Genomic DNA, 24,660 nt, shown 5'->3' with positions numbered 1-24,660 from the left:
CGCGCGAGAAACACGACAACACACAGCACAACACTTGCCGGTCTTCACCAAGAAAGGATAGTGCATTCCCGACGCCTTGGCCGAGGCCGCGGCGATCCCTATATTCCCCCGCTTATGCTTCTGGATTCTCGAAAGAATCGCTCGAATGACAGCCCCCATTGCGATCATCATGGGCAGCCAGTCGGACTGGGACACGATGCGGCATGCCGCCGACACCCTGACCGCGCTCGGCATCGCCCATGATGCGCAGATCGTCTCCGCCCACCGCACCCCCGACCGCCTCTACGGCTTCGCCAGGGGCGCGAAAGCGGCCGGCTTCAAGGTCATCATCGCCGGCGCAGGCGGCGCGGCGCATCTGCCCGGCATGACCGCGGCGCTGACCGAGCTGCCGGTGTTCGGCGTCCCGGTCGAGTCGAAAGCGCTGTCGGGCGTGGATTCGCTGTATTCGATCGTGCAGATGCCGGCCGGCATTCCGGTCGGCACGCTGGCGATCGGCAAGGCCGGCGCGGTCAATGCGGCGCTGCTGGCGGCGAGCGTGCTGGCGCTGACCGACGAGGCGCTGGCGGCACGGCTGAGCGCCTGGCGCAAACAACAGACCGATGGAATTGCCGCCCGGCCGGAGGGCGCGGCGTGACCGGTCCCGCTCGGCAAGTGCTCAAACCCGGCGACACCATCGGCATTCTCGGCGGCGGCCAGCTCGGCCGGATGCTGGCGATGGCCGCAGCAAGGCTCGGCCTGCGCTGCAATGTGTTCTCGCCGGACCCGGATTCGCCGGCCTTCGACGTGGTGCAGAACGCCGTCTGCGCCGAATATGCCGATGTCGAGGCGCTGGAGATGTTCGCCGCCGACGTCGACGTCATCACCTATGAATTCGAGAACGTGCCGGCCTCGGCGGCGCTGGTGCTGGCGGCGCGCAAGCCGGTGCTGCCGGACTACAAGATCCTGGAGACCACCCAGGATCGCCTCGCCGAGAAGGATTTCGTCACCGGCCTCGGCATCGGCACCGCCGCCTATGCCGACGTCACCTCGGCGCAGACGCTACGCGCCGCGATCGCCAAGCTCGGCCTGCCCGCAGTGCTGAAGACGCGGCGGTTCGGCTATGACGGCAAGGGCCAGGTGATCATCCGCGAGGGCGACGATCCCGATGCGGCCTGGGAGAAGCTGGAGACCCGCGCGGCGATTCTCGAGGCCTTCGTGCCGTTCGAGCGCGAAGTCTCGGTGATCGCCGCGCGCGGCGCCGACGGCCAGGTGGTGTGCTACGATGTCACCGAGAACGAGCACCGCGACCACATCCTCAAAGTGTCGCGGGTGCCGGCGCCGGTGAGCGACTCCGTCGCCGGCGAGGCACGGCGGATCGCCACCAGCATCGCCGATGCGCTGAACTATGTCGGCGTGCTGGCGGTCGAGATGTTCGTGGTGCCGGGCGACGGCGGCGCGACCGTGCTGGTCAACGAGATCGCGCCCCGGGTGCACAATTCCGGGCACTGGACGCTCGACGGCGCCTCGGTGTCGCAGTTCGAGCAGCACATCCGGGCGATCGCCGGCTGGCCGCTGGCGGAACCGCTACGCCACGGCGCCGTCACCATGACCAACCTGATCGGCCACGATGTCGACGATTATGCCCGCTGGCTGACGGTTCCCGGCGCCACGGTGCATCTCTACGGCAAGCGGACGGCTTTGCCGGGCCGTAAGATGGGCCACGTCACCGTGATCGAGCCACGATGATCGAGCGCGATGATCGAACCGGCCGGAAACGCTGCGCCACGGCCGACCAATGTCGCAAAAACTTATCCTCAACCGAGGTGGACAGCGGCGGCCCGATCTGATACATCCGCGCCCTTAAGGCTGAGGGCCTGGCCGTTTTTCGGCCCCGCCTGCTTCAGAAATTCAAATCCGACAGACTTCAATCGGACCAGTCAAAGAGGATGCCGCGTGCAGGTTCTCGTTCGCGATAACAATGTCGATCAAGCTCTCAAGGCGCTCAAGAAGAAGATGCAGCGCGAGGGCATTTTCCGCGAGATGAAGCTCCGCGGTCATTACGAGAAGCCGTCCGAGAAGAAGGCCCGTGAAAAGGCCGAAGCCGTTCGCCGCGCCCGCAAGCTGGCCCGCAAGAAGCTGCAGCGCGAAGGCCTGCTGCCGATGAAGCCGAAGCCGGCGTTCGGCGCAGAGCGTGGCCGTCCGGGTGCCGGTGGCCCCGGCGCTGGCGGCCCCGGTGCAGGTCCGCGCGGTCCGCGCTGATCCATCGCGTTCAAGATCTGGTTTTCGAAACGCGGGCCTGGTGCCCGCGTTTTGTTTTTGTGCGGGGCGCGCCCCGGACGGGCTCGGATCGAACGGGCTCAGATCGCCGGCCGGCCGCTTCTGCGGATCACCGCGAGGACGGCGAGCGCGACCAGTCCGAGTAGCGCCGACAGCACCGCGGCGCGCGCGTAGTCGCCGTTGAAGACCGCGTTGTAGACTTCGAGCGAGACCGTGTTGGTCTTGCCGATGATATTGCCTCCCAGCATCAGCGTGATGCCGACCTCGCCGAGCGATCGGGCAGTCCCGAGCACGAGGCCCGCCACCAGCGTGCCGCGAATATTCGGCAGGATCACGAACAGGAAGGTGTCGATCTCGCCGCGGCCGAGCGTGCGCGAAGCTTCCCCGAGCGTTTTCGAGATGCCGGCGATCGCCGCCTCGGTCGGCTTCACCACTAGCGGCAGGCCGGCGACGAACGAGGCCAGCAGCACCCCTTCCACCGAGAACACGAAGCTGAGGCCGACGCTTTGATCCAGCCACTGCCCCAGCGGGCTGCGGCGGCCGAGCAGGATCAGCAGAAAGAAGCCGAGCGCGATCGGCGGCAGCACCAGCGGCACGGTCACCAGCGCATCGAGCAGGGTCCTGCCCGGCCAGGATGGCTGCGCCAGCGCCCAAGCGAGCAGCGTGCCGAACACGGCGTGCAGGCCGAGCGTGATCAGCGCGATCTGCAGCGACAGCTGCGCCGGATGCAGCAGAGCCGGGTCGGTCAGCGCGGTCCAGACGGCGTCGATCATCCAGCCTCAGAGGCCGTGACGCGTCAGAATCTCGCGCGCCGGTGCAGTGTCGAGGAAGGCGATGAATCCCGCCGTCGCTGCGGCGCCCGCCGGCGCCTTGCCGTCGGCGGCCGCGGGAATACCGCAGACGATTTCCGGCGCGTCGTACAATCCGGCGCCGACTTCGACGAAACCGCCGATCCGATCGCCGGCGCCGAGCGCGTCCGTGGCGTTGATGAAGCCGGCGTCGATCTCGCCGCTGGCGATGTAGCTCGTCACCTGTGGCACGGTGGCGACCGCGATCAGCCGCGGATCAATCTCGGCTTCGAGCTTGCTTCGCTGCAGAAACTGCCGGCCCGCCTTGCCGTAGACCGCATTCGCCTGATCCGGAATCCCGATCCGCCTGAATTGCGGTGCGGCGATGTCTTCGGCCTTGCCGAGCTCGAGCCCCTTGCGGACGGCGACCACCAGCCTGCCGGTCCCGAGCCGCACCATCCGCGTGAAGGCCATGCCGCCGGCTTTGTCCAGCACCGTGCGGTCGCCGCAGACCATCGCCACCCTGGCGCTCTCGCGAGCTTGCGCCAGGACCTGGCCCATATGTCCGTAGACTTGCAGGACCTTGTCTCCGGACTGCTTCTCATAGGCCGCAGCCAATTCGGCGACGGGCCTGCGATAGCCCGCCCCCGCAGCCAGCGTGATCTCGTCGGCGCTCGCCGCGACCAGCGGCACGACCAGCGCGACACCGGTCAGGAATGGACGGAGGAAAGCGGAGGGCATCGCGGCAGGCCTTGCATGGAGAGGTTGATCCCCTGTAACACCGGTTGGTTTCGTTGTATATCATACTATATAACGCTCGTGGACGATCGGAAGAAGCCGATGAGGAATGACGTGACGAAGGCACACGGCGGTACGCTGCGGGTGGCTGTCCGGATGCGGCTCGACGGGCCGGCCGGGCCGTTCGATCTCGACGTCGACCTGTCGATCGCGGCCGGATCGCTGGTCGCGATCGTCGGCCCGTCAGGCGCCGGCAAGACCACGCTGCTGCGCGTCGTCGCCGGGCTGGCACGCCCGCAGCATGCCCAAATCCATCTCGGATCGACGCCATGGTGTGACACCGAATCGCGCGTCGAACTACCGACCCGACGCCGCTCGATCGGCTTCGTGTTTCAGGACTTCGCCCTCTTTCCCAACATGACCGTGCGCGGCAATGTCGACTACGCGCTCGGCGCGCGGGGCGGCGCAGGCGACGCCGATCGGCTGCTCGATCTGGTCGGCCTATCCGGCCTTGCCGGGATGCCCCCCACCCGGCTGTCCGGCGGCCAGAAGCAGCGACTGGCGCTGATCCGCGCGCTGGCGCGGCGCCCGGCCGTGCTGATGCTGGACGAGCCGCTGTCGGCACTCGACCCGGCGATGCGCCGCAAACTGCAGGACGATCTGCGCGAACTCCACGCCCGGTTCGGCGCGACGACGCTGCTGGTCAGCCACGACGCCGCGGAAATCCTGCGGCTCGCCGATCGGGTGATCCGGCTCGACCATGGCAAGGTGGCCTTCGACGGAGCGCCGGCGGCCGCGTTCGGCGCGGCCGAGCCCGAGGACGGACTGACGATGATCGGCGAGTATCTCGGCGGTCGCGATGCGCACGGCACCTGCATGGTCCGGATCGACGGACGCGCCAGGCGGCTGCGCTTGAGCGGCGACGGCGTCACGTCGCTGCAGCCGGGCGACACGGTGATGCTATACGCCGATCGGGCGGCGATACGGCCGGCCGCAATCCGATCCGATGGCACCCCGCCCGACGCGAAACGGGCCAGCCTCCGCGGCTGAGCAGGTCAGCGCGGCAGGACGGCGTGGAACACCGATTTCGCTGCCAGCAGCACGTCCTCGGCGACCGAGGGGTTCTGCGCCGGCGCACCGCCCTCGCCCCGCGTCGCGGCGGCCGAGGGAATATCGGCCGGCGGGGCAATCCGCGAGCCGCCGAAGCTGGCATCTGCCGTTGCGGCGGGCGGCACCGAGCCGGTGAAACTCGTGCTGGTGGTCATCGTGGCGTTGGCAGCCGGCGTGGCGACATTGACCGGCGGCGGCAATGGCTGCAGCGCCACGGCGCCGCGCGGCGGCTCCTGGAGCCTGGGCGTCTCCTGGACCTTGGGCGTCTCCTGGACCTTGAAGGACTCCTGAACCTTCACCGACTCCGGCGTGCGCGCCATGATTTCGGTCGCCGCAGGCCGCGCCGGCTCCGCGGCGCGCAGCCGCTCGACGGCGGCGCGGAGCACGTCGTTGGGATCGCGGTTGGCGTCGCGGCGCTCGTCGCGACGATCATCCTGGGCCTTCGCGGGCTCGGGCACCGCCGTGGCGACGGCCGACTTCGCAGCGGCCTTGTCGGCGGCCGCCTTGTCGGCCGCCTTCTCACGCGGCGTCACAGAATGCCGGAGCGAGGGCTTCTCGGCAGCTTGCGTCTTGGGTTTGGCCTGGTCGGGTTTGGACGAATCGGCCTTGTCGGCGTCCGGCGGCGGCGCCGTCAGCGCCGCCTCGACGGGCTTCGCCGCGCCGGCGCCATCGTCGATCTTGGCGGCATGGTGGGACGCCGGGGTGGCCGGCTTGTTGATGTACTGGTTCACGACATAGGCGCCGATCACGGTGGCGACCACCGACGGCAAGATCTGCCCTATCAATTTCTCGGTGATGTATTTCAGCATTGCCTGCCTCTTCCCCGCACGCTTGATGCTCGATGTTTGAGGCTGATTGAGGGATCAACTGCGACGGATCGGTGGCATCGGATCATGCCAAAGGGCGCGCCGCGGCGCGCCCTCGGGGAAGCTGGTCCACAACGCTTAAGACGCGGTTAAGCTTTCAGCTCGACCTCCAGAAACACGATCTCGGTGGTGCTCTCGTTGAGCACGTCGTGCTCAACGCCGGCCTTGCGGAAGTACGATTGGCCGGTCTTGAGCTGCGCAATGGAGCGGGTGCCGTCCGGCGCCACGATCGTCATCTCGGCGTCCGCCACCGGGACGATGACATAGTCCATGCCGTGGCGATGCGGCCCCGTGGCGGCGCCGGGCGCGAGCCGCCATTCGGTGACACGCACCTCGTCATTGTCGATCTGGATTTCGGATTGGGCAGCAAGCGTCATGATTCTCATCCTCAGTGGCACGATCGGCGCGAACGCAAGCAAACCGCATACCACCATCGCCATCGCCCGGACACGGCCTGCCGCTCATGCGGCTGTGCAACCTCGTCGTGACCGAATTCCGCTCCGCGGACGGCCGCATCCGCCGTCTCGCCAAATCGCAAGCGACGCGTATAGTCGCCGCATCACCCTCGGGGTGAAATCAAAAACAACCTAAGGGAGCACCATGTTTTCTCACGTCATGATCGGCACCAACGACCTCGAGGCGGCGAAGTCGTTCTACGACAAGCTGCTCGGCACACTCGGCATCGCCCCGGGCGCGGTCGACCGCCACCGGGTCTTCTACCGCAGCAAGACCGGCACCTTCTCGGTGTCGAAGCCGATCGACGGCCAGCCGGCGACGCCGGCCAATGGTGGCACCATCGGCTTCCTCGCCAAATCCCCCGAAGAGGCCGACGCCTGGCACGCCGCCGGCGTCGCCAGCGGCGGCACGCCCTGCGAGGACCCGCCGGGGGTCCGCGAGATGGGCGGCACCAGGATGTATCTCGCCTATCTGCGCGACCCCGACGGCAACAAGATCTGCGCACTGCACCGGATGGGGTGAGTTCTGCGAGCACGCTGCGCCGCAGCGTTGCAAGCGGGAAGTCCGCCTGATCCACAGCCGGCGCCTACGCCGCCGGTGCTTCGCAAATGCTCAACGACGTCCGGTCCCGATCAGGACCGGACGTGTCATCGGGTTGACGTCATCCTGACATCAAGACGGTATTCAATTCGTTCGCGACCCTTAGTAATTTCAGCGCCATAATTTTATCACTGCGTAGTTTCACCGCAGATCCCACCATGGTTTTTGTTCTTTGATTTCAGCGAGGTCTCACTGTGCCCGCCAATCAACGCAACATCAGTTTCGCCACGTTCAATCTCTACAATCTGCAGCTTCCCGATCAGCCGATGTACCCGAAAAGCCGGCCGTACACGCAAGAACAATACGACGCCAAGATCGCCTGGATCGGGTCGATGGTCCAACGCCTGGATGCTGACGTGATCGCCTTCCAGGAACTGTGGGATCGCCGGGCCCTTGAGGCCGCCTTCCAGGCCGCAGAGCTGAGCGATCGCTACGCCTTCGCCTATATCAAGGAGGGAGCCTGGGACGGCATCGCGGTGGCCGCCGCGGTGCGCAAGCCCTGGGAGATCGCCGGCGTCAAACGGCACAAAGCCTTTCCGCAGGGCTTCCGGCTGAAGAAGCGCAAGCACACCATGACGGCGCTTAGGGCCAATCCGCCGCAGGCCGACGAGAGTATCGTGCCGGACGAGAACGACGAGTTCGGGCCCAGCCACGAAGACGAACGTATCGACGTTTCCATCAGCGAGTTTTCCCGCTCGCCGCTCCAGGTCACGGTGACGCACGGCACCGCGAGGAGCCCTTCCGTACCGCCCATTCAGGTGTTCTGCACTCACCTGAAGTCGAAACTGTCGACCCCTCTCGACGACGAAGAGTACAAAGACCCTGACATCCGTCCGCACAAGGATGCGCTGGGCGGCGCGTTGTCGGCGATCCGGCGCACCGCCGAGGCCGCAGCGCTGCGCATCATCCTGAACGACACTATGCGCGACACGGACGATCCGACGATCGTCCTCGGCGACGTCAACGATGGCCAGTTCTCGAATGTTCTGTCCATCCTGTCGGGCCAGCCGACGTTTCGTGTCGTCGCTGGCAGCAGGGCGGGCGCGCGCAGTGACGCCGGGCTCTATACCGGCGTGACGCTGCAGCAACTTCGTAGCCTTGGTGACGTGTACTACACCCATGAATTCAAGAACGTGCGCGAGGTAATCGACCACGCTCTGGTGTCGGAACAGTTCTACGACTATTCCGACAAGAGGCTATGGACGTTTCGCGAGATGCAATTCTTCAACGATCACGTCGCCCATGCCTCGCATGCCGAATCGGATCACGGGCAGGTTCGTATTTGGTTTCAATGGGTGCCCGCGGATCGACGCGACTAGACCGGCGTCGAGCTGGATTGCTTCGTCGTGGAGCCTATACTCGGACGACGCGAAGCGCCGATCCGGGTGCTCCTCGCAACGACGATGTCCCAAATGCAAAACGCCCGGCCTTGCGGCCGGGCGTTGTCGTTCGAGACGTCGAAGCGTCTTGATTCGTCGAATTAGTGATTCATCGCCTTGACGATGTTCTCGGTCATCTTCTTGGCGTCGCCGAGCAGCATCATCGTATTGTCGCGATAGAACAGCGGGTTGTCGATGCCGGCGTAACCCGACGCCAGCGACCGCTTGATGAACATCACGGTGCCGGCCTTCCACACCTGCAGCACCGGCATGCCGTAGATCGGCGAGGTCGGATCCTCTTCGGCGGCCGGGTTGGTGACGTCGTTGGCGCCGATCACGAAGGCCACGTCGGCCTGCGCGAATTCCGAGTTGATGTCCTCGAGTTCGAACACCTCGTCGTAGGGCACGTTGGCTTCGGCGAGCAGCACGTTCATGTGGCCCGGCATACGGCCGGCGACCGGATGAATCGCGTACTTCACCTCGACGCCTTCCTTCTTCAGCGTGTCGGCCATCTCGCGCAGCGCGTGCTGGGCCTGCGCCACCGCCATGCCGTAGCCCGGCACGATGATGACCTTCTGGGCGTTCTTCATGATGAAGGCGGCGTCGTCGGCCGAGCCGAGCTTGGCCGGACGCTGTTCGCCACCGCCACCGCCGGCAGCCGCGGTCTCGCCGCCGAAGCCGCCGAGGATCACCGAGATGAAGGAGCGGTTCATGCCCTTGCACATGATGTAGGACAGAATCGCGCCCGAGGAGCCGACCAGCGCGCCGGTGATGATCAGCGCCGAGTTGCCGAGCGTGAAGCCGATGCCGGCGGCGGCCCAGCCGGAATACGAGTTCAGCATCGAGATCACGACCGGCATGTCGGCGCCGCCGATCGGGATGATCATCAGGATGCCGAGCAGCAGCGCGACGGCGGTGATCACCCAGAAGGCGTATTCGTGGCCGGTGATCACCAGCACGATGATCGCAACCACCATGATGACACCGAGCGTGATGTTCACCACGTGACGCGCCGGCAAGATGATCGGCGCGCCGCTCATGCGGCCGGACAGCTTGAGGAATGCGATCACCGAGCCGGTGAAGGTCAGCGCACCGATGGCGACGCCGAGCGACATTTCGACCAGGCTCGCGCCGTGGATGTTGCCGGGCACGCCGATGTCGAAGGCTGCGGGCGCATAGAACGCGCCGGCGGCGACCAGCACCGCGGCCATGCCGACCAGCGAGTGGAAGGCCGCGACCAGTTCGGGCATCGAGGTCATCGGCACCCGCTTGGCGATCACCGCGCCGATGCCGCCGCCGATGGCGATGCCGAGGATGACGAGCACCCAGCCGAGGAAGTCGGCGGGCGGATGGCCGGCCAGCGTGGTGAGGATCGCGATCCCCATGCCGGTCATGCCCATCAGGTTGCCCTGACGGCTGGTGGCCGGCGACGACAGACCACGCAGCGACAGAATGAACAGGACGCCGGCGATCAGATACAGAAGTGCGGAAAGATTGGCGTTCATCGACGGCCCCTAATCACTTCTGCTTCTTCTTGTACATCGCCAGCATGCGCTGGGTGACAAGGAAACCGCCGAAGATGTTGATACACGCGAAGATCAGCGCGACGAAGCCGAAGCCACGCGCCCACAGCGGACCGTTGTCGCTGCCGACCAGCGACACGCCGACCGCCAGCAACGCGCCGACCACGATCACCGAGGAGATCGCGTTGGTCACCGACATCAGCGGGGTGTGCAGCGCGGGCGTCACCGCCCACACCACGAAATAGCCGACGAACACGGCCAGAACGAAAATCGACAGCCGAAACACGAACGGATCGACGGCCTGCACGACATGCTCCATGGCGGCTTTCCTTTATTTCGGCTGGAAGTTCGGGTGAACGACGGCGCCGTCGCGCGTCAGCGCGGTGGCCTTGACCAGATCGTCGTCCCAATTCACCGCCAGCGCCTTGCTGTCCTTGTTGATCAGCGTCTCGATGAAGCTGAACAGATTGCGCGCATACAGGGCGGACGCCGACGCCGCGACGCGGCCGGCGACATTGGTGTAACCGACGATCCTGACGCCGTCGGTCTCGACGACTTCGCCGGGCTTTGCACCTTCGACGTTGCCGCCGCGCTCGACCGCCAGATCGACCAGCACCGAACCCGGTTTCATCGAGCGCACCATCTCGGCGGTGACGAGGCGCGGCGCGGGCCGGCCCGGGATCAGCGCGGTGGTGATGACGATGTCCTGCTTCTTGATGTGTTCGGCGGTCAGAGCGGCCTGCTTGGCCTGATACTCTTTCGACATTTCCTTGGCGTAGCCGCCGGCGGTCTGGGCGTTCTTGAACTCTTCGTCCTCGACCGCGAGGAACTTGGCGCCCAACGATTCGACCTGCTCCTTGGTGGCGGGGCGGACGTCGGTCGCGGTGACGATGGCGCCGAGCCGGCGCGCGGTGGCGATCGCCTGCAGGCCGGCGACGCCGACGCCCATGATGAACACCTTGGCGGCGGGCACGGTGCCGGCCGCGGTCATCATCATCGGAAACACCCGGCCGAACTGCTCGGCGGCGTCGATCACCGCGCGATAGCCGGCGAGATTGGCCTGGCTCGACAGCACGTCCATCACCTGCGCGCGGGTGATGCGCGGCATCAGCTCCATCGCGAAGGCGGTGACGCCGGCGTCGGCCATCGCCTTCAGCGCGGCGTCGTTGCCGTAGGGGTCCATGATCGCCATCACCAGCGCGCCGCGCTTGTAGGCGGCGAGTTCGGAGGCTTCCGGACGCTTCACCTTGAGGATGATGTCGGCGTCCTTCAGCGCGTCGGCGCTGACGGTGGCGCCGGCGGCGGTGAAATCGGAATCCGGCAGACCCGACTTGATGCCGGCACCCGGCTCGACGACGATGTCGGCACCCAGCGCCTTCAGCTTCTTCACCGTGTCGGGCGTCGCCGCGACACGCGGTTCAGAAGCATCGAGTTCTTTGGCAACAGCAATTTTCATGGAGCCTCCTGCGGCGCCTGGCGCGCGCGTGAGCTGGCAGTCTCGACACCGCTTTCCGGCGATGCACTCAGGGTCGAAGTCAGGTCAGGAAGATCGCCATCAAGGCGACGATCGCGATCACCGCCGCCGAGCCGTACTTCACCAGCTTGATGAAACCTTCGTAGGTTTGCTCGTGGGCCGCGTAGTCGTTGCCCGAAGCGGTGGTGTAGGCAAGGTCGTGTTTCTCAGCCATCGTCTTCTCCGAGCGATTTTCTTGAAAGTGCTGTGCCATTAGCGCAATCCCTATGCGAGGGCAACGGCGCTGCACCGCACTCACCTAACCAGTTTGGATCATTCCAAATCAGCTCGGCTGCCGCCCCTGCGACGCCGCAGTGTGATCTGAACCGGGTCCCACGACAAGCTCTTCGGAGGCGCTTGCAATAACTGCGACGATTATTCCGCGATGCGGTTCGTTTCGCCGAATTTGCGCAGCGCACAGGGACGATCTGGCGCTGATGATGAGCCCCGCGCCGGCGATTTCCGCCGGCTTCTGTCTGCCGGGCGTCACGCCGGCTACGGCATCGCTGCGCTTGAAAAGCTCTAAGCCGGCCAGTTGTCCCTGATCCAGCGGGTCAGGCTCGCCTCGCTGACTTCGCCGGCGGCGAGGGAGAGAATGATCGAGGTCGAATGGGCCGCAGAAGGGTCGAACGCGACGCCGTTCTTGGTCAGAAACACCATCAACGCCATGAAGGCGATCCGCTTGTTGCCATCGACAAACGCATGATTCTTGGCGAGGCCGAAGGCGTAAGCGGCCGCCAGCTCTGCGAGATCCGACGACTCATAGCGCCATTTGTTGATCGGGCGTTCGAGCGCCGATCGGAGCATCCCCTCGTCCCGCAGGCCGGGTGCGCCACCGAAGCGGCGCAGCTGGCGGGCGTGCATCGCAATCGCCTGCTCGTAGGTGATCCACAGCGGTTCGACGGGGTCGCTCATCCGGACTTCCAATCATTTGGCGAGGGCGGCGAGCGTGTCCTTGTATTTTTCCATCACCTCGTCGGCGATCTCCATCGTCCGCTCGAAGTCGGGGTCGTAGGGCATCGCCTGGAAGCCGCCTCCGGCGAGCTCCGTGATGTGCAGTTCCTGGCCGCGCTTCAGATCGAGGCGCTGCATCAGTTCTTTCGGCAGCAACAGACCATCGGAATTGCCAATCTTCTTGATCTCGATTTTCATGATGAGCCTTTGAGGGGCGCGAAATTGCGCGGGTTGAAATTCAATCCTCATCTGAAAAATCAAAGGGGCATGTCATACATCTGTATAACACGCCCCAAAGCCTCGTTCAACAAATGTATTACGACGGCGACCCGCCCTAGCCCATCGCCTCCAGTTCGTCGATCATGCCGGCGATCACCGACAGGCCGCCGTCCCAGAAGCTGGGGTCCTTGGCGTCGAGGCCGAACGGGGCCAGCAGTTCGGAATAGTGCTTGGTGCCGCCGGCCGAGAGCATCGCGAGGTAGCGCTCGGCGAAGCCCTCCTGGGCGTGCTCGTAGACCGCGTAAAGCGAGTTCACCAGGCAGTCGCCGAACGCGTAGGCGTAGACGTAGAACGGCGAATGGATGAAGTGCGGGATGTACATCCAGAAGCTCTCGTAGCCCGGCTTGATCTCGATCGCCGGCCCCAGGCTCTCGCTCTGCACGCCGAGCCAGATCTCGCCGATCCGCTGCGCGGTGAGTTCGCCGCTGCGGCGCTCGGTGTGGATCGCGCGCTCGAACGAGTAGAACGCGATCTGCCGCACCACGGTGTTGATCATGTCCTCGACCTTGCCGGCGAGCAACGCCTGGCGCTGCTTGGCGCTCTTGGTCTGCGACAGCAGCCGGCGGAAGGTCAGCATCTCGCCGAACACGCTGGCGGTCTCGGCCAGCGTCAGCGGCGTCGGCGCCATCAGCGCGCCGTTGCCGGCGGCGAGCACCTGGTGCACGCCGTGGCCGAGTTCATGGGCGAGCGTCATCACGTCGCGCGGCTTGCCCTGGTAGTTCATCAGCACATAAGGATGCGCCGACGGCGTGGTCGGGTGCGAGAACGCGCCCGGCGCCTTGCCCGGACGCACCGGCGCATCGATCCAGCGATCGGTGAAGAACCGCTCGGCGATCCGCGCCATTTCCGGCGAGAACGCGCTGTAGGCGGTCAGCACCATCTCGCGCGCTTCCGGCCACGCGATGCTGCCGGTGGCCGCGAACGGCAGCGGCGCGTTGCGGTCCCAATGCGGCAGCTTCTTCTTGCCGAACCAGCCGGCCTTGAGCTTGTAGTAGCGATGCGACAGCCGCGGATAGGCGGCGCGCACCGAGGCGACCAGCGCATCGACCACCTCGCGCTCGACACGGTTGGCGAGATGCCGCGAATCCGCGACGTCCTCGAAGCCGCGCCAGCGGTCGGAAATCTCCTTGTCCTTGGCCAGCGTATTGGTGATCAGCGCGAAGGTGCGCTCGTTGGCCTTGAAGGTCTTGGCCAGCGCCTCGGCCGCCGCCTTGCGCTTGGCCGGTGTACGGTCCTGCAGCAGATTCAGCGTCGGCTCGATCGCCAGTTCCTTGCCGCCGAGCTTGAAGCGCAGGCCGGAGATGGTCTGGTCGAACAGCCGATTGAAGGCGCCGTAGCCGGTCTGCGACTTTTCGTGGAACAGCTGCTCGACACGGTCGTCGAGCTGATACGGCTTGTCCTTGCGCAGATCCTCGATCCACGGCCGGTAGTGACCGAGTTCGGGTGCCTGCATGGCCCGCTCCAGCACCGCGTCGTCGACGCGATTGAGTTCCAGCGAGAAGAACAACAGATGCACCGACGCCGCGGTCAGCCGCTCGGAAACGTCGCCGTAGAATTTCGACTTCACCGGGTCGACGCTGTCGCCGGCGTGGACGAGGCCCGCATAGGAGCCGAGCCGACCGGCCAGATCCTCGATCGCCTCGTAGCGCTTCACCGCGCCGGCCAACCATGCGCCGCCGCCGTCGGCGGCTGCCTGCTCCGCCAGCTTGCCCTTGAACTCGGCCTCGAACGCGGCGCATTCGGCGTCGAGCCGGTCGAGATCGGCGGCGACCTGCGGCGCATCGATCGCCGAATACAGATCGGCCAGATTCCATTCCGGCAGCTTGACCGGCTTCCGGCCCGCCGCGGCCGCCTGCTTTTTCGCGGGCTTCGCCGACTTGCTCGCCATTGGCTTACGCGACGCCTTGGTGACAGGCGAGACCTTGGTGACAGGCGAGGTCTTGGTGACAGGCGAGGTCTTGGCGACACGGGCAGTCTTGGCAGTTCGGGAGGTCTTGGCGGCTCGGGAGGTGGCTGATTTCGACATGGAAGCTTTCGACATGGCGTGAATTGTGTTGCGAACGCTACTCGTCGACACGTGGCCTCCGCAAGCGGCTGTTTCAAGGCGCCGCTTCGCCGCGGAACGGGCGCGGAACAGGGCCGCGCGCCAGCGAACGGCCTACGCCGCTTGATCGCAGGCCGCGTACCCGCTACGAACAAGCCCCATTCGACGAAGCTATGCCCCGCGCGGATTGCGTCAAGTTTCTGTCGCCGCCTGCCTGCTAAGTCACCTGAGTCAAGTCACCCCCGCAGATGCCGCCGGCGTCTGTCACAGCAATGACGTCCAAGGACCGGGCCCCTCTGGCAGTTCGCAGGAACTGTGATGTCGGACTGGACGTTCACGGAGAGGCCCGATGATGAACGAATTCCTCACGATCTTCACGCCCGAAGGCCTGACTGCGCTGGCGCAGGTCATCATGATCGACCTGGTGCTGGCCGGCGACAACGCCGTCGTCATCGGGCTGGCCGCCGCCGGCCTGCCGAAAGCGCAGCGCAACAAGGCGATCCTGATCGGCATCATCGCCGCCACCGTGTTGCGCATCGCCTTCGCCAGCGTCACCGTGCAGCTGCTGCAGATCATCGGCCTGCTGCTGGCCGGCGGCGTCCTGCTGCTGTGGGTGTGCTGGAAGATGTGGCGCGAACTGCGCACCAACCACGCCAGCGACGACGATACGGACGAGGATCGCAGCCTGAACGGCACCTCCGGGGCGCCGACCAAGACGCTGGGCCAGGCGGTCTGGCAGATCACGCTGGCCGACGTCTCGATGTCGCTCGACAACGTGCTGGCGGTCGCCGGCGCCGCGCGTGAACACCCGATCATTCTGGTGTTCGGCCTCGCCCTGTCGATCGCCCTGATGGGGCTCGCCGCGACCTTCATCGCCCGGCTGCTGCAGAACCACCGCTGGATCGCCTATGTCGGCCTCGCCATCATTCTCTATGTGGCGCTCGACATGATCTATCGCGGAGCCCTCGAAGTCTGGCCGCACGCATTCGCAATGCTCTGACGTCTTCACGGGTCGTTAACGCTTTCACGCCCATGGTGCACCAATTCGGGACACTGCGGGCTTGAGAGTGGTATGGTTGAGCGAATTCTGATCGCGGACGACGATCCGGTGCAGCGCCGGCTGGTCGAGAACATGGTGCAGAAGTGCGGCTACGAGGCCGTGCTGGCCGACAGCGGCGACGCTGCGATGGCGCTGCTGACGGCGCCGGACACGGCTGCATTCGACGCCGTGGTGCTCGATCTCGTGATGCCCGGCCTCGACGGCCTCGGCGTGCTCGGCAAGATCCGCGAGGCCGGCCTGAACGTGCCGGTGATCGTGCAGACCGCGCATGGCGGCATCGACAATGTGGTCTCGGCGATGCGCGCCGGCGCGCACGACTTCGTCGTCAAGCCGGTCGGTATCGAGCGGCTGCAGGTCAGCTTGCGCAACGCACTCAACGCCAGCGCCCTGAAGGGCGAGTTGCAGCGAATCCGTCACAGCCGCGAAGGCCGGCTGACGTTTTCCGACATCATCACCCGCAGCGACGCGATGGCCGCCGTGCTGCGCGCCGCGCAGAAGGCCGCGGGCTCGTCGATCCCGGTGCTGATCGAGGGCGAATCCGGTGTCGGCAAGGAGATGTTCGCGCGCGCCATCCACGGCTCGAGCGAGCGACAGAGCAAGCCGTTCGTCGCCGTGAATTGCGGCGCGATCCCGGACAATCTGGTCGAGTCGATCCTGTTCGGGCACGAGAAGGGCGCGTTCACCGGCGCCACCGATCGCCACATGGGCAAGTTCGTCGAAGCCAGCGGCGGCACGCTGTTTCTCGACGAGGTCAGCGAATTACCGTTGGCCGCCCAGGTCAAGCTGCTGCGCGCGCTGCAGGAAGGCGCCGTCGAGGCGGTCGGCGGACGCAAGCCGTTGAAGGTCGACGTCCGTATCATCTCGGCGACCAATCGCCGGCTGCTCGACCGGGTCAAGGCCGGCCAGTTCCGCGAGGATCTGTTCTACCGCCTGCACGTCCTGCCGCTGACGGTGCCGCCGCTGCGGACGCGGCGCGAGGACATCCCGCCGCTGCTGCGGCATTTTCTGGTGCGGTTCTGCGCCGAGGAGAACCGCAAGATCGGCGGCATCAGCGGCGAAGCGATGGCCCGCCTTGCCCAGCTCGACTGGCCCGGCAACATCCGCCAGCTCGAAAACGCGGTGTATCGCGCCGTGGTGATGAGCGAGGGCGATCAGCTCGGCATCGACGACTTCCCGCTGGCGAGCGCGCCCTCGACGGTGCCGACCGGCGAGGCCGACGGCGAGCCGCTAATCCTGGAGCCGCCGGGGTCGGCGCAATTCGTCGTGGCCAACGAGGCGCCGATCGCACCGCTGAGCACCCACGGCAGCCTGCAGATGCTGAACGCCAGCGGCGACGTCCGCGCACTGGACGAGTTGGAGAACGAGATCATCCGCTTTGCGATCTCGCATTATCGCGGCCAGATGTCGGAAGTGGCGAGGCGGCTGAAAATCGGCCGCTCGACCCTGTATCGCAAGCTCGACGAAATGGAAGCGGCGCGCGCAGCCAAGGCGTCGACGCCGGCGGACACACGCTGAGCGAATTGTGGCGGCGCCGCGGCAAAGGCGGCGCCCAAATACCCGCCGGGAACATTCGAACCGTTGCGGTGTGGTGACAGACAAAGCTGGCAACACATGGCAAAAGCAGCAGCATGCGGCTAACGCGTTGAAATCGGAGCCCGCGCGGTCAGTTTGTCGTGAATCCACCCGGCCGGCGCTGGCCGCTCGAACCGGGCATGTGTATCGTCCGACTGTCGTCCTGAGTTTGAGACGCAATGTCGCTCGTCGGGCGGGACCGCCGAGAGCACAACATCAAGAACACGAACTGCCCCACACGGGCAGCTTCTCCAAGGGGTAGATGAATGCGAGATCACTCGACTGGCCGCCGCGGATTCGAAGGCGTGCTGATGGCCGTTGCGGCGACGTTCCTGACCGTTTCGGCGAGCTCGGTGATCGCGCAATCGGCTCCGAAGACCCCCGCCGACCTCGCCATCGATGCCGCCGTCCCGGTGCCCCAGCCGGTCGATCTGCCGCCGCCTTCGATCGGCGATTTCAAGCTCGATTCCATCGCAGCCCCGGCGACCGCGCCGACGGCGTCGTCGACTGAACCCAGCCCCGAGCCCAAAGCCGAAGCCAAGGTCGAGCCCAAGGTCGAGCCCAAGGCCGACAGCGCCGCGGCGCCCGCGCCGACGCCCGCCGGGCCCCCGGCTGCCGCCGCCGCAACCGCGCCAGCCGCCGAAGCGGTCAAGGAGCAGGCCACCAAGGACCAGCCCGCCGAACCGCAGACGGCTGCGAGCACAGTGCCGGCCGCTGATCAGCCGGTTGCCGACAAGGTCCGCGAGACGCTGGCGACCAAGGCGTCGCGCTATTTCGAGCGCAAGGTCGAGCGGGCCGCCGTCGAGAAATTCTATGAAGCGCGCGACTACGCGCCGGTGTGGACGAAGGCCGGCGCGCTGACCGCGGCCGGCAAAGGCGTGATCGCGCGGCTGAAGGACGCCGCCGCCGACGGCCTCGACCCGGACGACTATCCGGTGCCGGATTTCGCCGCCGCGCCGTCGCCGACGACGCTTGCCGAGGCCGAGCTGCGGCTCACCGAGAGCATGATGGATTATGCGCGCCAGGCGCAGAGCGGCCGGATGCACTGGTCGCAGGCCGGTTCGGACATCCAATATCCGGAGCATCCGATCGATCCGGCCGACGTTCTCGCCAGCGTCACCACCGCCAAGGACGCCTCGGCGGCGCTCGGGAGCTACAACCCGCCGCACAGGCTCTACAAGGAGCTGAAGAAGAAGCTCGCCGAATTGCGCGGCGAAAGTGACGGCCCGGTGCTCAAGATCGCCGAAGGCGAGACGCTGAAATTCGTCCCGGCGCGCAAGAAACAGGCGGCGGTGACGATGGACGATCCGCGCGTGCCGCAGCTCCGCGCCAAGCTCGGCATCACCGAGGACGCCGACAGCACCACGTACGACGCCAAGGTCGCCGAGGCGGTGCGCAAATTCCAGCGCGGCGCCGATCTGAAGCCGACCGGCATCCTCGACGACCGCACCGTGAAGGCGCTGAACACGCCGAAGCGCGACCGCACCATCGACACCATCATGGTCAATATGGAGCGCTGGCGCTGGCTGCCGCGACAGCTCGGCGCGGCGTCGCTCGGCGACGCCTATGTGATCCTCAACGTGCCGGACTACACGCTGAAACTGATGCACAACGGCGCGCAGGTCTGGACCACCCGCGTGGTGATCGGCAAGCCGGGCAAGCACGCCACGCCACTGCTGACGGAGACGATGAAGTACATCACCGTCAATCCGACCTGGAACGTGCCGCCGTCGATCATCAACAACGAGTACCTGCCGGCGCTGGCGCAGGATCCGACCGTGCTGGACCGCATGGGCCTGAAGATGTCGCGCAACCGCGACGGCTCGATCCACATCTCGCAGCCGCCGGGCGAAGCCAACGCGCTCGGCCGCATCCGCTTCAACTTCCCGAACAAATTCCTGGTGTATCAGCACGACACGCCGGACAAGAACCTGTTCGCCCGTGAGGAGCGCGCCTTCAGCCACGGCTGCATGCGGGTGCAAAATCCGGATCAATACGCCGCGGCGCTGCTGAACATCGCCATGCCGGACAAGGACTACACCCCGGCGAAGATCCGCTCGATGTACGGCCGCAGCGAGGTCAATCTGAACTTCCCGACGCCGATCCCGGTCAACATCACCTACCAGACGGCCTTCGTGGACGACGACGGCAAGCTGCAGCTCCGCAAGGACGTCTACGGTCGCGATGCCAGGATGCTGGCGCTGCTGAAAAACGACAAAGGCAAGAATCTCGAAGCCGTGGTCGCCCATGCGCAGCCGAACTACAGCCGCCCGACCAACGTGCCGCCCGGCGTGAACATCGCCGGTGACTACACCGGCTCGTCGCAATCGTCCGGGCTGAACTTCTTCGAACGGCTGTTCGGCGGTCCTCCGGCACCGCAGCCGCAGCCGATGCGCCGCACCCAGCAGCGCTATACGCGCTGACCCGAGGTTCCCGCGTTAAGACGAAAAACTGAAATGGAACAACGGCTCGTTTCCCGATGAGCCGCTTCCATTAACCATTGTCCATCAGGATGCCGGCAGCGGGCTCGATTTCGCCATAGTCCGCAGGTTAAGGTTGACGATCGACTTGGGGAAACGGGCATCGTGGTCGCGGTCGGTAACGCTCCGTGAACGATGCAATCACCTGTCTCACGCATTCGGGGTTGAGACAGGCTCCCGTTCGGTCGTCCTTCTGGTGGGGCTTTTCGTGCTGGCTGGACTTGCGCGCCGTCTGAAATCACTGTCGCTGCCCAAACTCGGCTACGGCGCCGCGCTGACCTCGGCCATTTTGCTGGTCGGCGCAGGGACGGTACATGACGCCTCCGCCGTCGGCGACAGCCGCACGCTCTCGTTCCACCACACCCATTCCGGCGAAGACCTCACCGTCACCTTCAAGCGCAACGGCCGCTACGACGAAGAGGCGCTCGGCAAGCTCAATCATTTCCTGCGGGACTGGCGCAGCCAGGACAAGACCGCGATGGACAGGTCGCTGTTCGACATCCTCTGGGAAGTCTACCGCGACGTCGACGGCAAGCAGCCGATCCAGATCATCTCCGCCTACCGTTCCCCCGCCACCAACGCCATGCTCCGCCGCCGCTCCTCCGGCGTGGCCCGTCACAGCCAGCACACCATGGGCCAGGCGATGGACTTCTTCATCCCGGGCGTCGCCCTGGAAAAGATCCGCTTCGCCGGGCTCAGGCTGCAACGCGGCGGCGTCGGCTTCTATCCGACCTCCGGCTCGCCCTTCGTCCATCTCGATACCGGCCGTGTCCGCCACTGGCCGCGGATGTCCTCCGATCAGCTCGCCCGGGTGTTCCCGGATGGCCGCACCGTGCATCTGCCGACCGACGGCCGACCGCTGCCGGGCTATGAACTGGCGCTGGCCGACATTCGCAAGCGCGGCGACGGCCGCGACGCCGCGCCGTCCAAGAGCAATTTCCTGACCGCCCTATTCCGCGGCAAGTCTGCGGACGACGAAGACGAAAGCGCCGGCGCTGCCACGACGCCCGCAGCCGTCAGCGCCAGGCCGGCCGAAGCCAAACTCGTGAGCGCCGAGCCGGTCCCGATGCCGCGCGCCAAGCCAGCGCTGCCGATCCAGGTCGCATCCGCCGACACCAGCGTGCCGCTGGCCAAGCCGGCGAAACAGACCGCCAAATCCGACAGCAGGCCCGAGACCAAGTCCGAACCGAAGGCGCTGACACCGGCCGACATCATCAATGCCCGCGGTTTCTGGGACGACATCCCGGTGGCTCCGAAGCAGGCCACCCCGCAACAGGTCGCGGCGATCAGCGCTCGTCAGGCACTCGAAGCCGCCGACCCGCAATCGCCGATGAATGCAATGGCGTTCGCCGCCAGTTCGACCGAGAAGGTCTCCAAGCCGCAGCCGGCCCACCGGCATGTCGTGACCGCGAGCGCCCCGATCCCGACGGCCGCCCGGCCGTCGTCACTGGCGCGGCATCCGGTGGTCTCGGCCAAGGTCGACACGGTGGTCGGCAAGACAGCGCAGGCCAAGGGCGGCCTGGTCTCCAATTCCGCCCGCATTACCGCCGCCGGCAGCCGCGACAGCGACGTCTGGATGCGCGCGATGATCCTGATGCCGAGCGCCGTCACGACCGGCGCCACGGCGATCGGCGATGCCGACATGACGCTTCTCACCAAGCATTTCGTCAAGCCCGAGACCGCCGTGACGATGACGTTCTGCGACGATCCCCAGCCCGGCCTCTATGCGGATGCGTTCACCGGCCCGGCCGTGACCCAGGTGTCGACCACCAGCTTCACCACGGCCTCGCTGCGCTGAACGCACGGCGGGCGCTGTTGTTGTCGGCGTAGAACGAAGCGCATCGCGTCAGCCTCACCCTCCCCCGTCATCGCCCGCGCAGGCGGGCGACCCGGTATTCCAGAGCGCCAGCTTGTATCGCCTGCATCGATCCACGATCGACGCTCTGCGATACTGGATCACCCGCCTGCGCGGGTGACGACGCGTGGAGAGCGCGCCGGCTTGGTTTCCAGGCCGCCGCTCTGCAAGACCTTCGCGTTGCCGAAACCGATCGCCACGAGGCCTTCGCCTCACAGCATGCCGAGCGCCTGCATGTAGGTCTCGAGGATCGTCTCCTGCTCGGCGCGCTCATTGGCGTCCTGCTTGCGCATCCGGACGATGGTGCGCAGCGCCTTGACGTCGTAGCCGTTGCCCTTGGCTTCGGCATAGACGTCGCGGATGTCGTCGGAGATCGTCTTCTTCTCTTCTTCGAGCCGCTCGATGCGCTCGATGATGGCCTTGAGCTGGTCCTTGGCGAATTTGGTCGCGGGCTCGTCTTGGACGGCGGCAGCAGAGGTGGCCATCGTTCACTCCTGGGGATTTGATGATCGGAAAAGGCGGCGGGGATGAACGCCACGCGCCGCATCTTGGGGGGACAGTCCCCAGAGCGGCCCGCCCCGTCAAGGGGCATCGCGCCCATCCACAGCGACCGCACAAAGAAATCGCGCCGCGCGATTTGCGTGCTGGACTTTGGCGTCAGTGAGTGTGGCTCTTCTTGAACGCTTCGGTTTGCGCCGGCGTCGCCGCGCTCTGGTGCTTCGCCTTCCACGTGTCGTAAGGCATGCCGTAAACCGCTTCGCGGCTCTCGTCGCGGCTCATCGCGACGCCCTGCGCATCGGCGGCGTCTTTCAGCCAGTTCGACAGGCAATTGCGGCAGAACCCGGCGAGGTTCATCAGGTCGATGTTCTGAACGTCGGTGCGCTCGCGCAGATGCGCCACCAGCCGGCGAAACGCCGCGGCTTCGAGTTCGGTCCGGGTGCTGTCGTCCATTTCGCTCACCTTCTCGTGCACGCCATCGTCCCGCTGAAATGGGGGGCGTGACGGATTTTGCCACATCTTGCGGCTAATGCGACGGCAGAGATCGCGCTTGTCGGAGCCGCGTCGATCGCATCTGCCGCCCGCCCGGGCGCCGCGCCCGTTGACAGGCCCGTCATGTCACGCGAAATCATTCTCGTTTTGTTATAGCTTGGCGGCATGTTCAGCACAGATTCTCCCCCCCGCATCGCACAACCGCGCCCTGCCCCGATCGCCCTGACGGCGGCGCTGGCGGTTTGCGCCCTAATGCTCGCCAGCGTCCCGGCGGCGGCGGATTTCCGGCTGTGCAACAACACGTCGAGCCGGGTCGGCATCGCGCTCGGCTACAAGGACGCCGACGGATGGACCACCGAGGGTTGGTGGAACGTCTCGTCCCGGAGCTGCGAGACGCTGCTGCGCGGCACGCTGGTCGCGCGCTACTACTACATCTACGCGCTCGACTACGACCGCGGCGGCGAGTGGTCCGGTCAGGCCTTCATGTGCTCGCGCGACAAGGAGTTCACCATCAAAGGCACCGAAAACTGCCTCGCGCGCGGCTTCGACCGCACCGGGTTCTTCGAGGTCGACACCGGCGAGCAGCGCGCCTGGACCGTGCAACTGACCGAAAGCAGCGAGCAGAACCCGCAGAGGCTACCCGGCCTGCCGGGCGGCCCGCCGCCGGGCGCGGGCATCCCCGGCATGTCGCCGACGCCGGGCCGCACCGCGCCGGCCACGCCCACGGCACCACCCGGTGACGCCGGGACCAAGCCATGAGACGTCTGCGCCGGATCAAGATCTTCGCGACACTCGGCCCCGTGTCTTCAGACAGCGCGATGATCCGCAAGCTGTTCGAGGCGGGCGCCGATGTGTTTCGGATCAACATGAGCCACACCTCGCACGACAAGATGCGCGAGCTGATCAAGACCATCCGCAATGTCGAATCGAGCTACGGCCGGCCGATCGGCATTCTGGTCGATCTGCAGGGACCGAAGCTGCGGGTCGGCATGTTCGGCAATGGGCCGATCCAGCTCAACAACGGCGCCACCTTCGTGCTGGATTCCAGCAAGGAGCCCGGCGACGCCGATCGCGTCCACCTGCCGCATCCGGAAATTCTCTCGGCGCTGAAGGTCGGCGACGCGATGCTGCTCGACGACGGCAAGGTCCGGCTGATCTGCGAAGAAACCTCACCGGATCGCGCCGTCACCCGCGTGGTGATCGGCGGCAAGATGAGCGACCGCAAGGGCGTCAGCCTGCCCGACACCGATCTGCCGATGTCGGCGATGACCAACAAGGACCGCGCCGACCTCGAGGCGGCCTGCGAGGCCGGCATCGACTGGGTGGCGCTGTCCTTCGTGCAGCGCGCCGAGGATGTCGCCGAAGCCAAGCGGATGATCCGCGGGCGCGCGGCGGTGATGGCGAAGATCGAGAAGCCGCAGGCGATCGACCGGCTCGACGAGATCCTCGGCGTCTCCGACGCGCTGATGGTGGCGCGCGGCGACCTCGGCGTCGAGATGCCGCTGGAGCGCGTGCCAAGTCTGCAAAAGCAGATGACGCGGATGGCGCGCCGCGCCGGCAAGCCGGTGGTGATCGCGACCCAGATGCTGGAATCGATGATCTCCAGCCCGGTGCCGACCCGCGCCGAAGTCTCCGACGTCGCCACCGCGGTCTATGAGGGCGCCGACGCGATCATGTTGTCGGCGGAATCCGCCGCTGGCAAATATCCGGTCGAAGCCGTCTCGACGATGAACCGGATCGGCGAGGAGGTCGAACGCGATACGATCTACCGCACGGTGGTGACGGCGCAGCGGCCTGAGCCCGAAGCAACCGCCGGCGACGCGATCGCCGGCGCGGCGCGGCAGGTCGCCGAAACGCTCGACCTGTCGGCGATCATCTGCTGGACCAGTTCGGGCTCGACCGCGCTGCGCGTCGCGCGCGAGCGGCCGAAAGTGCCGGTGGTGGCGATCACGCCGAACGTCAACACCGGGCGCAAGCTGTCGGCGGTGTGGGGCGTGCATTGCGTCGTGGCGGAAGATGCCAAGGATCAGGACGACATGGTCGACCGCGCCGGCCGCATCGCGTTCCGCGACGGCTTCGCCAAATCCGGCCAGCGCGTCATCATCGTCGCCGGCGTCCCGCTCGGCACCCCCGGCGCCACCAACATGGTGCGGATCGCCTATGTGGGGCCGACCGATACGGATGTGTGAGGGCCGCA

25 protein-coding genes are annotated in these 24,660 nt (G+C 66.2%); 12 read left to right on the top strand and 13 right to left on the bottom strand.

Annotated elements, in window-relative coordinates:
* The first annotated feature begins 145 nt into the window (after nt 1–145).
* The 3 genes from purE to rpsU all read left to right on the top strand — a co-directional run bounded on the left by purE (nt 146) and on the right by rpsU (nt 2,238).
* Entirely contained in the window at nt 146–634 is a 489-nt protein-coding gene (gene purE / locus RPB_RS07290; protein WP_011440345.1) for a 5-(carboxyamino)imidazole ribonucleotide mutase, read from the top strand.
* Nucleotides 631–1,725 carry a 5-(carboxyamino)imidazole ribonucleotide synthase gene (locus tag RPB_RS07285; protein ID WP_011440344.1) on the top strand — a complete coding sequence of 365 codons (1,095 nt, stop codon included), beginning with the start codon at nt 631–633 and terminating at the stop codon, nt 1,723–1,725. The genes purE and RPB_RS07285 overlap by 4 nt, the downstream gene beginning before the upstream one ends.
* A gap of 207 nt (nt 1,726–1,932) precedes the next feature.
* The gene (gene rpsU / locus RPB_RS07280) at nt 1,933–2,238 is read left to right on the top strand and encodes a 30S ribosomal protein S21 (RefSeq protein WP_011440343.1); all 306 of its coding nucleotides are present in this window, start codon (nt 1,933–1,935) and stop codon (nt 2,236–2,238) included.
* A gap of 98 nt (nt 2,239–2,336) precedes the next feature.
* Here rpsU and modB read toward each other — a convergent pair whose 3' ends face one another.
* Complete coding sequence (gene modB, locus RPB_RS07275) at nt 2,337–3,029, bottom strand: molybdate ABC transporter permease subunit (RefSeq protein WP_011440342.1); 693 nt, start codon at nt 3,027–3,029, stop codon at nt 2,337–2,339.
* Nucleotides 3,030–3,035: 6 nt separating this feature from the next.
* Nucleotides 3,036–3,785: a molybdate ABC transporter substrate-binding protein gene (gene modA / locus RPB_RS07270; protein WP_011440341.1), complete on the bottom strand. Its 750-nt coding sequence runs from the start codon at nt 3,783–3,785 to the stop codon at nt 3,036–3,038.
* Between the two features lie 15 nt (nt 3,786–3,800).
* Between modA and RPB_RS07265 the strand changes: the two genes are divergently transcribed.
* Nucleotides 3,801–4,832: an ABC transporter ATP-binding protein gene (locus RPB_RS07265; RefSeq protein WP_245258322.1), complete on the top strand. Its 1,032-nt coding sequence runs from the start codon at nt 3,801–3,803 to the stop codon at nt 4,830–4,832.
* Nucleotides 4,833–4,837: 5 nt separating this feature from the next.
* Here the strand turns inward: RPB_RS07265 and RPB_RS07260 are convergent, their stop codons facing one another.
* Both RPB_RS07260 and RPB_RS07255 read right to left on the bottom strand, forming a co-directional pair.
* Nucleotides 4,838–5,701: a hypothetical protein gene (locus RPB_RS07260; protein ID WP_011440339.1), complete on the bottom strand. Its 864-nt coding sequence runs from the start codon at nt 5,699–5,701 to the stop codon at nt 4,838–4,840.
* Nucleotides 5,702–5,847: 146 nt separating this feature from the next.
* A complete protein-coding gene (locus RPB_RS07255) occupies nt 5,848–6,135 on the bottom strand; it encodes a cupin domain-containing protein (RefSeq protein ID WP_011440338.1) in 288 nt (95 codons plus the stop codon).
* A gap of 223 nt (nt 6,136–6,358) precedes the next feature.
* On the opposite strand from RPB_RS07255, the gene RPB_RS07250 reads away from it, so the two are divergent.
* Together RPB_RS07250 and RPB_RS07245 are read left to right on the top strand one after the other, a co-directional pair.
* Nucleotides 6,359–6,736, top strand: coding sequence for a VOC family protein (locus RPB_RS07250; protein WP_011440337.1), 378 nt, complete (start codon nt 6,359–6,361; stop codon nt 6,734–6,736).
* Nucleotides 6,737–7,008: 272 nt separating this feature from the next.
* Nucleotides 7,009–8,133 carry an endonuclease/exonuclease/phosphatase family protein gene (locus tag RPB_RS07245; RefSeq protein WP_011440336.1) on the top strand — a complete coding sequence of 375 codons (1,125 nt, stop codon included), beginning with the start codon at nt 7,009–7,011 and terminating at the stop codon, nt 8,131–8,133.
* 161 nt (nt 8,134–8,294) lie between these two features.
* Here RPB_RS07245 and RPB_RS07240 read toward each other — a convergent pair whose 3' ends face one another.
* The 7 genes from RPB_RS07240 to RPB_RS07210 all read right to left on the bottom strand — a co-directional run bounded on the left by RPB_RS07240 (nt 8,295) and on the right by RPB_RS07210 (nt 14,488).
* Complete coding sequence (locus tag RPB_RS07240; protein ID WP_011440335.1) at nt 8,295–9,698, bottom strand: NAD(P)(+) transhydrogenase (Re/Si-specific) subunit beta; 1,404 nt, start codon at nt 9,696–9,698, stop codon at nt 8,295–8,297.
* Nucleotides 9,699–9,711: 13 nt separating this feature from the next.
* The gene (locus RPB_RS07235; protein ID WP_011440334.1) at nt 9,712–10,035 is read right to left on the bottom strand and encodes a proton-translocating transhydrogenase family protein; all 324 of its coding nucleotides are present in this window, start codon (nt 10,033–10,035) and stop codon (nt 9,712–9,714) included.
* 12 nt (nt 10,036–10,047) lie between these two features.
* Nucleotides 10,048–11,172: a Re/Si-specific NAD(P)(+) transhydrogenase subunit alpha gene (locus RPB_RS07230; RefSeq protein WP_011440333.1), complete on the bottom strand. Its 1,125-nt coding sequence runs from the start codon at nt 11,170–11,172 to the stop codon at nt 10,048–10,050.
* A gap of 79 nt (nt 11,173–11,251) precedes the next feature.
* Nucleotides 11,252–11,404, bottom strand: a complete 153-nt coding sequence (locus RPB_RS07225; RefSeq protein ID WP_041798604.1) for an aa3-type cytochrome c oxidase subunit IV — start codon at nt 11,402–11,404, stop codon at nt 11,252–11,254.
* Between the two features lie 347 nt (nt 11,405–11,751).
* Nucleotides 11,752–12,144 (bottom strand): type II toxin-antitoxin system death-on-curing family toxin, encoded by a 393-nt coding sequence (locus RPB_RS07220; protein ID WP_011440331.1) that lies wholly within the window; start codon nt 12,142–12,144, stop codon nt 11,752–11,754.
* 12 nt (nt 12,145–12,156) lie between these two features.
* Nucleotides 12,157–12,381: an AbrB/MazE/SpoVT family DNA-binding domain-containing protein gene (locus RPB_RS07215; RefSeq protein WP_041798053.1), complete on the bottom strand. Its 225-nt coding sequence runs from the start codon at nt 12,379–12,381 to the stop codon at nt 12,157–12,159.
* 136 nt (nt 12,382–12,517) lie between these two features.
* Nucleotides 12,518–14,488 carry a M3 family oligoendopeptidase gene (locus RPB_RS07210; RefSeq protein WP_041798602.1) on the bottom strand — a complete coding sequence of 657 codons (1,971 nt, stop codon included), beginning with the start codon at nt 14,486–14,488 and terminating at the stop codon, nt 12,518–12,520.
* Between the two features lie 370 nt (nt 14,489–14,858).
* Between RPB_RS07210 and RPB_RS07205 the strand changes: the two genes are divergently transcribed.
* The 4 genes from RPB_RS07205 (at nt 14,859) to RPB_RS07190 (ending at nt 21,416) form a co-directional block, all read left to right on the top strand.
* The gene (locus tag RPB_RS07205) at nt 14,859–15,506 is read left to right on the top strand and encodes a TerC family protein (protein WP_041798601.1); all 648 of its coding nucleotides are present in this window, start codon (nt 14,859–14,861) and stop codon (nt 15,504–15,506) included.
* Nucleotides 15,507–15,578: 72 nt separating this feature from the next.
* Entirely contained in the window at nt 15,579–17,081 is a 1,503-nt protein-coding gene (locus RPB_RS07200) for a sigma-54-dependent transcriptional regulator (protein WP_011440327.1), read from the top strand.
* A 323-nt stretch (nt 17,082–17,404) separates the two neighbouring features.
* Nucleotides 17,405–19,561: a L,D-transpeptidase family protein gene (locus RPB_RS07195; protein ID WP_011440326.1), complete on the top strand. Its 2,157-nt coding sequence runs from the start codon at nt 17,405–17,407 to the stop codon at nt 19,559–19,561.
* A gap of 265 nt (nt 19,562–19,826) precedes the next feature.
* Entirely contained in the window at nt 19,827–21,416 is a 1,590-nt protein-coding gene (locus RPB_RS07190) for a DUF882 domain-containing protein (RefSeq protein ID WP_011440325.1), read from the top strand.
* Between the two features lie 269 nt (nt 21,417–21,685).
* Here RPB_RS07190 and RPB_RS07185 read toward each other — a convergent pair whose 3' ends face one another.
* Nucleotides 21,686–21,958, bottom strand: coding sequence for a DUF2312 domain-containing protein (locus tag RPB_RS07185; RefSeq protein ID WP_011440324.1), 273 nt, complete (start codon nt 21,956–21,958; stop codon nt 21,686–21,688).
* A 172-nt stretch (nt 21,959–22,130) separates the two neighbouring features.
* Nucleotides 22,131–22,424 carry a DUF1244 domain-containing protein gene (locus RPB_RS07180; RefSeq protein WP_011440323.1) on the bottom strand — a complete coding sequence of 98 codons (294 nt, stop codon included), beginning with the start codon at nt 22,422–22,424 and terminating at the stop codon, nt 22,131–22,133.
* A gap of 204 nt (nt 22,425–22,628) precedes the next feature.
* On the opposite strand from RPB_RS07180, the gene RPB_RS07175 reads away from it, so the two are divergent.
* Nucleotides 22,629–23,222 (top strand): DUF1036 domain-containing protein, encoded by a 594-nt coding sequence (locus RPB_RS07175; RefSeq protein WP_011440322.1) that lies wholly within the window; start codon nt 22,629–22,631, stop codon nt 23,220–23,222.
* Nucleotides 23,219–24,652 carry a pyruvate kinase gene (pyk, locus tag RPB_RS07170; protein WP_011440321.1) on the top strand — a complete coding sequence of 478 codons (1,434 nt, stop codon included), beginning with the start codon at nt 23,219–23,221 and terminating at the stop codon, nt 24,650–24,652. The genes RPB_RS07175 and pyk overlap by 4 nt, the downstream gene beginning before the upstream one ends.
* The last annotated feature ends 8 nt before the right edge of the window (nt 24,653–24,660 follow it).

The organism is Rhodopseudomonas palustris HaA2, from assembly GCF_000013365.1.
Classification (GTDB): domain Bacteria; phylum Pseudomonadota; class Alphaproteobacteria; order Rhizobiales; family Xanthobacteraceae; genus Rhodopseudomonas; species Rhodopseudomonas palustris_J.
This window is presented reverse-complemented; position numbering and strand designations above follow the sequence as displayed.

Bases quoted from the DNA above. Each gene is read 5' to 3' on its own strand.
- purE (WP_011440345.1), top strand. From the start codon at position 146: ATGACAGCCCCCATTGCGATCATCATGGGCAGCCAGTCGGACTGGGAC.
- modB (WP_011440342.1), bottom strand. From the start codon at position 3,029: ATGATCGACGCCGTCTGGACCGCGCTGACCGACCCGGCTCTGCTGCAT.
- modA (WP_011440341.1), bottom strand. From the start codon at position 3,785: ATGCCCTCCGCTTTCCTCCGTCCATTCCTGACCGGTGTCGCGCTGGTC.
- RPB_RS07265 (WP_245258322.1), top strand. From the start codon at position 3,801: ATGGAGAGGTTGATCCCCTGTAACACCGGTTGGTTTCGTTGTATATCA.
- RPB_RS07260 (WP_011440339.1), bottom strand. From the start codon at position 5,701: ATGCTGAAATACATCACCGAGAAATTGATAGGGCAGATCTTGCCGTCG.
- RPB_RS07255 (WP_011440338.1), bottom strand. From the start codon at position 6,135: ATGACGCTTGCTGCCCAATCCGAAATCCAGATCGACAATGACGAGGTG.
- RPB_RS07250 (WP_011440337.1), top strand. From the start codon at position 6,359: ATGTTTTCTCACGTCATGATCGGCACCAACGACCTCGAGGCGGCGAAG.
- RPB_RS07240 (WP_011440335.1), bottom strand. From the start codon at position 9,698: ATGAACGCCAATCTTTCCGCACTTCTGTATCTGATCGCCGGCGTCCTG.
- RPB_RS07235 (WP_011440334.1), bottom strand. From the start codon at position 10,035: ATGGAGCATGTCGTGCAGGCCGTCGATCCGTTCGTGTTTCGGCTGTCG.
- RPB_RS07230 (WP_011440333.1), bottom strand. From the start codon at position 11,172: ATGAAAATTGCTGTTGCCAAAGAACTCGATGCTTCTGAACCGCGTGTC.
- RPB_RS07225 (WP_041798604.1), bottom strand. From the start codon at position 11,404: ATGGCTGAGAAACACGACCTTGCCTACACCACCGCTTCGGGCAACGAC.
- RPB_RS07220 (WP_011440331.1), bottom strand. From the start codon at position 12,144: ATGAGCGACCCCGTCGAACCGCTGTGGATCACCTACGAGCAGGCGATT.
- RPB_RS07215 (WP_041798053.1), bottom strand. From the start codon at position 12,381: ATGAAAATCGAGATCAAGAAGATTGGCAATTCCGATGGTCTGTTGCTG.
- RPB_RS07210 (WP_041798602.1), bottom strand. From the start codon at position 14,488: ATGTCGAAATCAGCCACCTCCCGAGCCGCCAAGACCTCCCGAACTGCC.
- RPB_RS07205 (WP_041798601.1), top strand. From the start codon at position 14,859: ATGAACGAATTCCTCACGATCTTCACGCCCGAAGGCCTGACTGCGCTG.
- RPB_RS07200 (WP_011440327.1), top strand. From the start codon at position 15,579: ATGGTTGAGCGAATTCTGATCGCGGACGACGATCCGGTGCAGCGCCGG.
- RPB_RS07195 (WP_011440326.1), top strand. From the start codon at position 17,405: ATGCGAGATCACTCGACTGGCCGCCGCGGATTCGAAGGCGTGCTGATG.
- RPB_RS07185 (WP_011440324.1), bottom strand. From the start codon at position 21,958: ATGGCCACCTCTGCTGCCGCCGTCCAAGACGAGCCCGCGACCAAATTC.
- RPB_RS07180 (WP_011440323.1), bottom strand. From the start codon at position 22,424: ATGGACGACAGCACCCGGACCGAACTCGAAGCCGCGGCGTTTCGCCGG.
- RPB_RS07175 (WP_011440322.1), top strand. From the start codon at position 22,629: ATGTTCAGCACAGATTCTCCCCCCCGCATCGCACAACCGCGCCCTGCC.
- pyk (WP_011440321.1), top strand. From the start codon at position 23,219: ATGAGACGTCTGCGCCGGATCAAGATCTTCGCGACACTCGGCCCCGTG.